Origin of the sequence: Lacrimispora sphenoides, from assembly GCF_900105215.1 — a bacterium.
GTDB lineage: Bacteria > Bacillota > Clostridia > Lachnospirales > Lachnospiraceae > Lacrimispora > Lacrimispora sphenoides_A.
The window spans coordinates 231,910-242,387 of the sequence record NZ_FOIP01000001.1 but is presented as its reverse complement, the minus strand read 5'-3'; the positions used below and the strand labels follow the sequence as shown (position 1 = coordinate 242,387).

The following is a 10,478-nucleotide window of genomic DNA, read 5'->3' as shown; positions in this document are numbered from 1 at the left end:
ATATGAAAAACAGGATTAAGTTCTGTCTGGCAGCCGTTCTTATGCTGTCTCTTCTCCTGACCGGGTGCAGGAAGAAGATAGAGACACCTCCGGAGCAGACAGCAGCCCAGCCGGTCAACGTTCAGGGAGAAGCGGGAAGTGCTGCATCGGATGAGTCAGCGGTCGTGCGGCTGGAGGATGACTATTATGATCATGTGGACCGGCAAATCCTGGACCAGGTGGAAATACCAAAGGATTCCAGCGGATGGAGTTATTTTTATCAGCTGGAAAAGGACTCCTATGAAGTTCTTGAGGGGGTATTGGAAGAGGCTGTAAAAAACCGGAAACAGGCAAAGCCAGGTTCCCTGGAGCAGAAAATTGCGGACTTATATTTATCGGCTCTGGATATGAAAGGGCGGGAAAAAGCGGGATTTGGCCAGCTTAAGCCCTATCTGGATGAGTTAAATAATGCCTCAGACATCGATGGGTATTTAAAAGCAGTGGGAAACATCTATGGGGATCTGGGAGTAAACAGCATTCTTACGGTACAGTGGATGGAAGATATGAAGGATTCCAGCCGGTACGCCCTGTATGTGGATGGGGCGGATCTGGGTCCAGGAAAGGAAACACTGGAGGATAGGACCCAGGCAAAGCTGATGGACCAGTACCAGGATTACATCAGAAGTACCCTGGAATATACGGGCATGAGCCGAGAGGAGGCAGAGAAAGCTGCTGCTGATATTATGGCGCTCCAGAAGGATTTAGCTGCAAGTGCCCTTCCTTTAAGCCAGCAAAATGACCCTGATATCATATACAACCCCTATTCCATGAAGGATATAAAGGGTTTGCTTCCGGAAGGTGCTGCCGATTCTTATCTTTCGTCGGCCGGTCTGACCGATGTTGATACCTTAGTGGTAACCCAGAAGGCACAGATGGTAAAAATCGGTAAGTATCTGACAAATGATCATCTCCCTGTTTTAAAGAACTATTCCATATTCTGCCTGGTGGATAATTTTGCACCATATCTTACCCCTGAAATCAGAGATAATTATCAGGACTGGAATAATACCCAGAACGGTATTAAGGAAAGAAAGACCGACCAGAAGCTGGCCAGTGAAAGGACCCAGAATATGCTTGGGTTTGAATTTGGCAGGCTATATGTGGAAAAGCGTTTTTCAAAAGAAGATAAGACGGCCATTGAAGAGATGGTCCGCCATATCCTTGAGAATTATAAAAAGCAGATTTTGGGTCTGGACTGGATGGGAGAAGAAACAAAGTCAGCCGCAATTAAAAAGCTGGACAACATGACTCTTAAGATCGGATATCCGGATAAATGGCCCAACGATTATGCAAAAGCCACCATTACACCGGTTGAAAAAGGAGGGAGCTTAATCAACAATGTCATTTCCCTCACAAAGGCTCAAAATGCTGTGAACAGGGAAAAGGTTCGTAAACCGGTGGATAAAACGGAATGGGGCATGACGCCTCAGACGGTGAATGCCTATTATAATCCCACTGGAAATGAAATCGTATTTCCAGCCGCCATTTTGCAGGCACCTTTCTATGATGCTGACAAGGATTATGCATCAAATCTGGGAGGGATCGGAACGGTCATTGCTCATGAAGTCAGCCACGCCTTTGATTCCTCCGGTTCTCTTTATGATGAAAATGGAAATTATCATGTATGGTGGACCAGTGAGGACAGAGCTAAATTTAAACAGCTGGCGGACCAGGTGGTGGCCTACTATGACGGGCAGGAAGGTTATAAAGGACGTCACGTAAACGGAGTACAGACTTTAAATGAAAATATCGCGGATCTCGGTTCCATGGCCTGCATCACCTCCATTGTGGGAGATGATGCAGAGAGCCTGAAGCTGGTTTTTGAGCAGTTCGCAACCATATGGGCGGCGAAATATACACCGGAAAGCATGATCAGGAGGCTAAACACAGATGTTCATTCTCCGGCTAAGGTGAGGGTTAATGCAGTGCTTAGCGCTACCGACGCTTTCTATAAGGCTTATCCGGAAATAAAGGAGGGAGATGCCATGTACGTGGCACCCCAAAAGCGGGTGAAAATCTGGTAAAACAAGATAAGAGTGGCTGCGGCAAAATTGTTATGTTATTTTGCCGCAGCTTTTCTTTCTGAGCTTTTCTGTTATGGACAAAAAGATTTCACAAAAATCTTGACAACTGCCCTGCGTTAGTGTATACTAACTATTGCGTAATGGGAATGATTCTCATTAATATTATTAATAAACATTTCATAGGTATACCTTTACGTCCCGCAATGCGGAGCTGGCCCCTGTCCCAAATGCAAGGGCAATATGAAAAAGAAAGAAGATGATGGATGATGCCTCTGACAATGGTGAGAACAGGCGAACCGAATGTGATCCGCAAAGTAGGCGGCAAGGAAGAAACAAGACGTTTTTTAGAGAATCTGGGCTTTGTGTCCGGAGGAGTTGTGACGGTTGTTTCTGAAATGGGCGGTAATATGATTGTGAATGTTAAGGATTCCAGAGTGGCCATTGGCAAAGATATGGCCAATAAGATTCTGGTGGAATAGAGAGGGAGGAAGACAATGACATTAAAGGAAATTCCATGCGGAAAAACGGTTAAGGTAACAAAGCTTACCGGGGAAGGACCAATCAAGAGACGGATCATGGACATGGGAATCACAAAAGGTGTGGACATTTACGTGAGAAAGGTTGCTCCCCTTGGAGATCCGGTTGAAGTTACGGTAAGAGGATATGAATTATCCCTGCGGAAAGCGGATGCGGAAATGATTCTTGTAGAGTAATTTTTGCAAGTAAGTTAGTTTAGACTAATATCCGATAAATCAGATGCTGACAGGCAGAAAGAGGTAGAGTATGTCAATTAAGATTGCATTAGCAGGTAATCCAAACTGCGGAAAGACAACACTGTTTAACGCGCTTACGGGATCCAATCAGTTTGTGGGGAACTGGCCGGGCGTAACAGTAGAGAAGAAAGAAGGAAAGCTGAAAGGCCATAAGGATGTGATCATCATGGACCTTCCCGGCATTTATTCACTTTCTCCCTATACCCTGGAAGAGGTGGTAGCGAGAAATTATCTGATCACTGACCGGCCGGATGCGATTTTAAATATCGTAGACGGAACCAATATTGAGCGTAACTTATACTTGTCCACACAGCTTATGGAACTGGGGATTCCGGTGATCATGGCAGTCAACATGATGGATATTGTTGAGAAAAACGGAGACAAGATACATATCCAAAAGTTGAGCCAGAAGCTGGGCTGTGACGTCGTGGAGATTTCCGCATTAAAGGGAACCGGAATCCAGGAAGCGGCAAAAAAGGCCGTAGCCCTGGCTAATCTGAAAAACAATACGGTTCCAGTCCATAAATTCGCACCGGAAGTGGAATCTGTTCTGGATTCTATTGAAGATAAGCTGGAGAATGAGATTCCGGAAGAGCAGAAGCGCTTCTTTGCCATCAAGCTTTTAGAAAAAGATAATAAGATCCAGACCCAGATGAAGCATGTGCCGGATGTATCGGAAGAAATCAACCGGATCGAAAAAGAAATGGATGACGACACCGAGAGCATCATCACCAATGAGCGTTATGTTTATATTTCCTCCATCATCCATGAGTGTTTTACTCGCAATAAAGTAGAAAAACTGACAGTTTCTGATAAGATCGACAGGATCGTAACGAACCGCTTCCTGGCTCTGCCTATCTTTGCGCTGGTTATGTTTCTTGTATATTATGTTTCTGTAACAACCGTTGGAACCTGGGCAACTGACTGGGCCAATGACGGCTTATTCGGAGAGGGCTTTAGTTTCTTTGGCCTGGAAGTTCCTGGTGTGCCTGTTGTTGTAGAAGGCGTTTTAACTGCTGTAGGCTGTGCAGATTGGCTGCAGGGACTGATTCTTGACGGAATTGTAGCCGGTGTCGGCGCTGTTCTTGGTTTCGTGCCTCAGATGCTGGTGCTCTTCATCTTCCTGGCGTTTTTGGAGGCCTGCGGCTACATGGCGAGAGTTGCTTTCATCATGGACCGTATTTTTCGGCGGTTTGGTCTTTCCGGCAAGTCTTTTATCCCGATGTTAATCGGAAGCGGCTGCGGTGTGCCTGGAATTATGGCTTCCCGTACCATTGAAAATGACCGTGACCGTAAGATGACAATTATGACAACTACCTTTATTCCCTGCGGAGCAAAGCTTCCCATCATCGCTTTGATTGCAGGTGCATTGTTTGGCGGAGCAGCCTGGGTGGCTCCAAGTGCTTACTTTGTAGGAATAGCAGCCATCGTTTGCTCGGGAATTATTTTAAAGAAGACAAAAATGTTTGCAGGAGATCCGGCGCCTTTCGTTATGGAACTTCCGGCTTACCATATGCCTACCGTTGGAAATATTTTAAGAAGTATGTGGGAACGCGGCTGGTCCTTTATTAAAAAAGCAGGTACCATCATTCTTTTAGCAACCATCTTTGTTTGGTTTACTTCCTTCTTTGGCTGGGTTGACGGCCAGTTCAGGATGTTAGACGCTTTGGAACTTGATCACAGCATTCTTGCGGCAGTTGGAGGAACAATTAGCTGGATCTTCGCACCTCTTGGCTGGGGTGACTGGAAATCTGCGGTTGCAGCCATCACCGGACTGATTGCAAAAGAAAACGTAGTAGGTACGTTCGGTATCCTGTTCGGTTTTGCGGAAGTTGCAGAAGACGGATCTGAAATCTGGGGAACGCTTGCAAGCAGCATGACTCCTTTGGCAGCATATTCCTTCCTGATATTCAATCTTCTTTGTGCCCCTTGCTTTGCTGCTATGGGAGCCATCAAAAGAGAGATGAACAATATCAGATGGTTCTGGTTTGCTGTCGGATATCAGACACTTCTGGCTTATGTTGTATCCCTGTGCGTTTTCCAGATCGGGTCCCTGATTTACACAGGAACTTTTGGAATCTTTACTATCGTTGCCTTTGCCCTGATCGCAGGATTTATTTACCTGCTGGTAAGGCCGTCAAAGGAACAAAAGGTATCAAACATTCATTTAAACAAAGTGGCAGGAGCGAAATAGGCTTGCCCCATGAGAGCCTGCACCTTGTCTGCAGGCTCAAACTATAAGGAGGTACTTTATGGGAACACTGGTTGTTTTTATTGTTGTTGCCGGACTGGTGTCATTGGCAGTAAGAAGCATGGTCAATGACAAAAAGAACGGAAAATCCATTCAGTGCGGCGGAGATTGTAAACACTGCGGAGGCCATTGCCATTAAAAGAGGCGGCAGCTGGAAGAATTAAGCGGAGGCGCGCAAATGGAGAAATTAACGAACATCAATGAAAAAAGAAAAACGCCTGATTCCAGAAGCTATCACAGGACCAGAATGCAGAAAGAGCTGATCATTGAAAAGCTGAAGGAAAAGGGCTGCAGAATCACAAAGCAGCGCAGTACGCTGTTAGATATCATACTGGAGCATGAATGCTCCAGCTGCAAGGAAATTTATTATAAGGCATCAGGCGTTGATGAGACAATCGGCGCTGCGACCGTCTACCGGATGGTCAATATCCTGGAGGAGATCGGAGCCATCAGCCGAAAGAACATGTATAAGGTGGTTTATTCGGAAACCTGCCCCATGGAGGAGGCATGTACTGTAGTTTTAGACGATGAGACCACCTATCAGCTTTCTGCAAAGAACTGGAACTCAGTGGTTCAGGCCGGCCTTGCCGCCTGCGGATACTTGGATGGTCAGAAAATATCCTCCATCATTGTCAGACCCTGTGATTGTGAAAACGCTGACTGCATCTGATATCTGATATGAAGTTGACGATAACCAACTAAAGGAACAGGTTTAGAAACCTATGAATAGAGGATCAGAATTAAAGTTATGCACAGGCGGCATTGATTATCATGAAATCATCGAGTGCATAGTGAGCGCATTGGATGCAAAAGATCCCTATACCGCAGGGCATTCCCAAAGGGTGAGCGATATGGCGCTGACCCTTTCGGAGTTATTGGAACTTGATAAAGATGAGATAGAAAAAATACATATAGCTGCCCACCTTCATGACATTGGAAAGATCGGAGTTCCGGATTCTGTTTTAAATAAACCGGATAAGCTTTCCGAGGATGAGTGGGAGTGTATGAAAAAGCACCCAAGGATAGGAGCTGATATTTTAAGCAAATCCCGTCATTTAAAGGAGCTGAAAGATATTGTCCTGTACCATCATGAACGTTTTGACGGAAACGGATATCCGGAAGGCTTAAAAGGGGAGGAGATTCCTCTGGGAGCCAGGATCATAGCCATCTGCGATTCCATCGATACCATGACCTCAGACAGGGGGTACCGGAGTGCCTATTCTTTGGAGCACTGTTATAAAGAAATTGAAAAGAATTTGGGAGTAATGTACGATCCGGTGATCGGGGCCCTGGCATTAAAGCATTGGGTTCACTTGACTTTCTGACCGTACCGTTGTATACTTGCAATGAAAATTAAAAGGGGTGCTGGAGAAAGTCCGGCTGAGATAAGGCAGCATTGCTTTAAACCCTGTAACCTGATCTGGATAATGCCAGCGTAGGAAGCTTTCAGGCTAAGCCTGTTCACCCGCCCGGATATCCGGGCGGGTTTTTGATTTCTATTAATGATAAAAGGAGAGAGATAACATGAATGCAAGTGTAGCGATCCAGACATTGCCTGAGGCAAAGAATGATGAGGAACTGATCCGTATTGTTGACCAGGTGATCGATTATATTAAGAGCACAGGACTGAACTATTATGTGGGGCCTTTTGAAACAGCCATTGAAGGGGATTATGATGAACTGATGGACATTGTTAAGGAATGCCAGCACATTGCCATAAGGGCAGGTGCTCCCTCTGTTGCCGCTTATATCAAAGTCACCTACCGGCCGGAAGGGGAGGTTCTTACCATTGAAAAGAAAGTCACAAAGCATCACAAGTAAGCTTTGGTCCTGCTCTGCGGTTATTGGGCTTCTGGTTTTGTGGCAGGGGACCAGTTCTTTCGGTCTTGTGGACCGCTTTCTGCTCCCTTCGCCCGTCAGTGTCGGAAGGGCATTCGTCACGGAATTCCCGGTACTGGCAGTCAATGCGGGAATCACCCTTGCCGAGGCGTTTACCGGGCTTTTCCTGGGGGTAGCAACCGGTTTTGTGATCGCTGTGATCATGGATCATTTTGAAGGACTTTACCGGGCTTTTTATCCGCTTATCGTTCTGACACAGACCGTTCCCACGGTAGCCATTGCCCCTCTTTTGGTATTGTGGTTTGGCTACGGAATGGCTCCTAAGGTGATCCTCATTGTCTTAACTACCTTCTTTCCCATTACCGTGGGCATGCTTACCGGTTTTAAATCAGTGAATCCGGATGCGGTGAATCTTTTAAAATCCATGGGAGCCGGAAGAGTAAAAATATTTCGCTATATCAAGCTTCCCGGAGCTATGGGACAGTTTTTTGCAAGTCTTCGGATCTCGGTTTCCTATGCCGTAGTCGGAGCGGTCATCTCCGAATGGCTGGGAGGCTTTGGCGGACTGGGGGTATACATGACCCGGGTGAAAAAATCCTTTGCCTTTGATAAGATGTTTGCGGTCATTTTTCTCATATCGGCCATCAGCCTTCTTCTTATGAAAGGGGTGGACGTGCTTTCTAAGAAATGCATGCCATGGGATAATCAGTGATATGATACAATTGGAGGAATATATGAAAAAAACAGGTTTGGTAATCTTAATGGCGGCAGCGGCTGCCGCAATTCTCACTGCCTGCGGGGGAACCGGGAAACAGGCAGCAAATAAGGATTCATCGGATTTAAAAAAAGTAACATTTGTCCTGGACTGGACTCCCAATACCAATCATACCGGACTTTATGTGGCTGAGGAAAAGGGATATTTTAAAGCCGAAGGGCTTGAGGTAGAAATCGTTCAGCCTCCTGAGGATGGGGCGGCAGTTCTGGTAGCCTCCGGAAAAGCCCAGTTTGGAATGTCCTTTCAGGACTCCATGGCACCGGCTCTGGCAGGGGAAAACGCCCTTCCGATAACGGCAGTGGCAGCGGTCATCCAGCATAACACCTCCGGTATTATTTCCAGAAAAGGCGAGGGGATGGCATCTCCAAAGGGAATGGAAGGAAAGAAATATGCCACCTGGGATATTCCGGTGGAAAAGGCCATGGTAAAAGATGTGGTTGAAGAAGGTGGAGGAGACTTTTCCAAAGTGCAGCTGATTCCCAGCACTGTTACGGATGAGGTTTCCGCATTAAAATCAAAATCAGTGGATGCCATCTGGATCTTTTATGCATGGGCTGGTGTCAAAATGGAAGTGGAAGGTCTTGATACGGATTACTTTGCATTTGCAGATTTGAATCCAGTGTTTGATTATTACACGCCGGTCATTATTGCGGGAAATGATTTCTTAAAGCAGGAGCCTGAGACAGCCAGAGCCTTTTTAAGGGCTGTGAGCAAAGGATATGAGGATGCAGGAAAAGACCCGGAGGAGGCAGCCCGTATCTTACTTAAGGCGGCGCCGGAGCTTGATGAAAAGCTGGTAATGGAAAGTCAGAAATACCTGGCGGATAAATATCAGGCAGATGGGAAAGCGTGGGGATCTATAGATCCGGAACGGTGGAACAGGTTTTATGGCTGGCTGAATGAGAATGGCCTTTCCGATCCTGAGATTCCGGAAAATGCCGGGTTTTCAAATGATTATCTGCCTCAGTAAGTTTAGAGGATTTGATCTTTGCATCATTCGCATGATGCAGGAAAGCCTGCAACCATAAAGGAGGAAACCATGACACACTTAAAGGTGGAAGGCATTACAAAATCCTTTGATGAAAAGACGGTCTTAAAAGGCGTATCCTTAGAGCTTAAGGAAGGAGAGCTGGTATCTCTTCTTGGAGTCAGCGGAGGAGGAAAGACTACACTGTTTCATATCATTGCAGGCCTTTCTCTGCCGGATGAGGGACATGTTTATCTGAATGGAGAAGAAATTACCGGAAAGCCGGGGTCTGTCAGTTATATGCTGCAAAAGGATCTTTTGCTGCCATACCGTACCATCGTGGACAATGTGGCCCTACCCCTTTTAATTAAGGGCATGAAGAAAACAGAGGCCAGGAAAAAGGCGGGAGAATATTTTAAACAGTTTGGGCTGGAAGGGACGGAGAAACAGTACCCTTCCCAGTTATCCGGCGGTATGAGGCAGAGGGCAGCTCTTTTAAGGACGTATCTGTTCTCCAACCGCATCGCTCTTCTTGATGAACCTTTTTCCGCTCTTGACATGATGACCAAGCGTGGGGTGCATGAATGGTATTTAAAGGTAATGGATGACATTCATCTTTCCACTCTTTTTATCACCCATGATATTGACGAAGCCATTCTTTTATCAGACCGCATCTGTATGCTGACCGGATCTCCCGGCAGGATTACAAAGGAAATCATCATAAAGGAACCAAAACCGCGGGATAAGGATTTTAATATTTCAAAGGAATTTCTGGAATATAAGAGGGAGATTTTAAAGCATTTGGAAGGGATATGATTGTATGCGGGCTTTTTTAAAGCCCGCAGTTTTTATTTTAATTAAGCCTTATTGAGAATATCTGTTTTAAGCTCGATTTCTTAATCAATTTCATCCTCTAACTGCTGTTCCAAACGAAAAAGCTTCATATATTCTTCCAGAATCAATTCTGTCACCAGATAAAAACCAATTCTTGATGTAATATCGGCATCTCTGTAGTTCATTTTTCTAAAATAGGCATACAGGCTAACCACACTGCTGCCGGAAATCGGGTTCTGACTCATTCCTGTAAGGGTTACGATAGGAACTCCCCTGGTCTGGGCAATGTAAGAAAGCTTGCATATGATATCGGTACTACCAGAATAACTGATGAAAAAAGCGATCTGTCCTGGTGCCAGGTTATTGGCATACAAGATACAGTTATCACGGTCATCGGGGACAATAATGATCTTATTCAGATGCTCAAGCTTTTTTGCCAGATCCAAAGCTACGATCCTGGAAAGGCCCAGTGCAAAAAATATCACCTGACGGCTTTCATAAATCAGCCTTGCCGTTTTCTCAATATTCTGTCGTGAATTAATGGCCAGTGTCTGTTTTAAGCTGTCCATAACAGTGGTCTGCTGCTCAGCGGCCTCTATTCCATACTGTCTCCGTTCATGTATGATCTGGTATTTCAACTCACTGAACCCGTGATAGCCCAGTTTTTTACAAAGTCTCACAATAGAGTTTGGCGACAGATATAACACTTCCGCCACCTTTGCGATCTTTAAATCTTGCAATATGCCGTAATGTTCCAGTAAATAATTGACAATTCTTTCTTCTGTAGGATTCAGCTTTATTCCCCTGTTTGACAGCTGGTCAAAAAAATTCATCTTTCACCCTCCGGAGTCCTTTTCTTGATGTGAAATATTACACATTTTGTGTTTATTGATACCTTTCGTATATAAATAATAATATACTTCCAAACACTTGTAAATTAAAATTAATCCATTATTATAAAGTTATAATTTCATAC

General features: G+C 45.2%; 12 protein-coding genes and 1 riboswitch. Of the genes, 11 read left to right on the top strand and 1 reads right to left on the bottom strand.

Translation table 11 applies throughout. The features are described from left to right. The first annotated feature begins 2 nt into the window (after positions 1-2). The 11 genes from BMW45_RS01095 (at position 3) to BMW45_RS01045 (ending at position 9,484) form a co-directional block, all read left to right on the top strand. Positions 3-2,063, top strand: a complete 2,061-nt coding sequence (locus BMW45_RS01095; protein WP_092240176.1) for a M13 family metallopeptidase — start codon at positions 3-5, stop codon at positions 2,061-2,063. A 263-nt stretch (positions 2,064-2,326) separates the two neighbouring features. Then, positions 2,327-2,542, top strand: coding sequence for a FeoA family protein (locus BMW45_RS01090; protein ID WP_025231665.1), 216 nt, complete (start codon positions 2,327-2,329; stop codon positions 2,540-2,542). A gap of 15 nt (positions 2,543-2,557) precedes the next feature. Continuing rightward, positions 2,558-2,776, top strand: coding sequence for a FeoA family protein (locus tag BMW45_RS01085; protein ID WP_025231666.1), 219 nt, complete (start codon positions 2,558-2,560; stop codon positions 2,774-2,776). 70 nt (positions 2,777-2,846) lie between these two features. Further along, the gene (gene feoB / locus BMW45_RS01080; protein ID WP_092240175.1) at positions 2,847-5,030 is read left to right on the top strand and encodes a ferrous iron transport protein B; all 2,184 of its coding nucleotides are present in this window, start codon (positions 2,847-2,849) and stop codon (positions 5,028-5,030) included. 58 nt (positions 5,031-5,088) lie between these two features. Continuing rightward, entirely contained in the window at positions 5,089-5,226 is a 138-nt protein-coding gene (locus BMW45_RS01075) for a FeoB-associated Cys-rich membrane protein (protein ID WP_035286472.1), read from the top strand. Between the two features lie 39 nt (positions 5,227-5,265). Beyond that, positions 5,266-5,757: a transcriptional repressor gene (locus tag BMW45_RS01070; RefSeq protein WP_025231668.1), complete on the top strand. Its 492-nt coding sequence runs from the start codon at positions 5,266-5,268 to the stop codon at positions 5,755-5,757. A 52-nt stretch (positions 5,758-5,809) separates the two neighbouring features. Then, positions 5,810-6,412: an HD-GYP domain-containing protein gene (locus BMW45_RS01065; RefSeq protein WP_092240174.1), complete on the top strand. Its 603-nt coding sequence runs from the start codon at positions 5,810-5,812 to the stop codon at positions 6,410-6,412. 23 nt (positions 6,413-6,435) lie between these two features. Continuing rightward, a riboswitch (TPP riboswitch) is annotated at positions 6,436-6,548 on the top strand. A gap of 63 nt (positions 6,549-6,611) precedes the next feature. After that, on the top strand, positions 6,612-6,908 hold the full coding sequence (locus BMW45_RS01060) for a thiamine-binding protein (RefSeq protein WP_025231669.1): 297 nt from the start codon (positions 6,612-6,614) through the stop codon (positions 6,906-6,908). Next, a complete protein-coding gene (locus BMW45_RS01055; RefSeq protein ID WP_092240173.1) occupies positions 6,877-7,638 on the top strand; it encodes an ABC transporter permease in 762 nt (253 codons plus the stop codon). The genes BMW45_RS01060 and BMW45_RS01055 overlap by 32 nt, the downstream gene beginning before the upstream one ends. A gap of 22 nt (positions 7,639-7,660) precedes the next feature. Next, positions 7,661-8,671 (top strand): ABC transporter substrate-binding protein, encoded by a 1,011-nt coding sequence (locus tag BMW45_RS01050; protein ID WP_092240172.1) that lies wholly within the window; start codon positions 7,661-7,663, stop codon positions 8,669-8,671. Between the two features lie 69 nt (positions 8,672-8,740). Then, entirely contained in the window at positions 8,741-9,484 is a 744-nt protein-coding gene (locus BMW45_RS01045; protein ID WP_025231672.1) for an ABC transporter ATP-binding protein, read from the top strand. An 80-nt stretch (positions 9,485-9,564) separates the two neighbouring features. Here the strand turns inward: BMW45_RS01045 and BMW45_RS01040 are convergent, their stop codons facing one another. Next, positions 9,565-10,335: a MurR/RpiR family transcriptional regulator gene (locus BMW45_RS01040; RefSeq protein WP_092240171.1), complete on the bottom strand. Its 771-nt coding sequence runs from the start codon at positions 10,333-10,335 to the stop codon at positions 9,565-9,567. Positions 10,336-10,478: the final 143 nt, after the last annotated feature.

Bases quoted from the DNA above. Each gene is read 5' to 3' on its own strand.
- BMW45_RS01095 (WP_092240176.1), top strand. From the start codon at position 3: ATGAAAAACAGGATTAAGTTCTGTCTGGCAGCCGTTCTTATGCTGTCT.
- BMW45_RS01090 (WP_025231665.1), top strand. From the start codon at position 2,327: ATGATGCCTCTGACAATGGTGAGAACAGGCGAACCGAATGTGATCCGC.
- BMW45_RS01085 (WP_025231666.1), top strand. From the start codon at position 2,558: ATGACATTAAAGGAAATTCCATGCGGAAAAACGGTTAAGGTAACAAAG.
- feoB (WP_092240175.1), top strand. From the start codon at position 2,847: ATGTCAATTAAGATTGCATTAGCAGGTAATCCAAACTGCGGAAAGACA.
- BMW45_RS01075 (WP_035286472.1), top strand. From the start codon at position 5,089: ATGGGAACACTGGTTGTTTTTATTGTTGTTGCCGGACTGGTGTCATTG.
- BMW45_RS01070 (WP_025231668.1), top strand. From the start codon at position 5,266: ATGGAGAAATTAACGAACATCAATGAAAAAAGAAAAACGCCTGATTCC.
- BMW45_RS01065 (WP_092240174.1), top strand. From the start codon at position 5,810: ATGAATAGAGGATCAGAATTAAAGTTATGCACAGGCGGCATTGATTAT.
- BMW45_RS01060 (WP_025231669.1), top strand. From the start codon at position 6,612: ATGAATGCAAGTGTAGCGATCCAGACATTGCCTGAGGCAAAGAATGAT.
- BMW45_RS01050 (WP_092240172.1), top strand. From the start codon at position 7,661: ATGAAAAAAACAGGTTTGGTAATCTTAATGGCGGCAGCGGCTGCCGCA.
- BMW45_RS01045 (WP_025231672.1), top strand. From the start codon at position 8,741: ATGACACACTTAAAGGTGGAAGGCATTACAAAATCCTTTGATGAAAAG.
- BMW45_RS01040 (WP_092240171.1), bottom strand. From the start codon at position 10,335: ATGAATTTTTTTGACCAGCTGTCAAACAGGGGAATAAAGCTGAATCCT.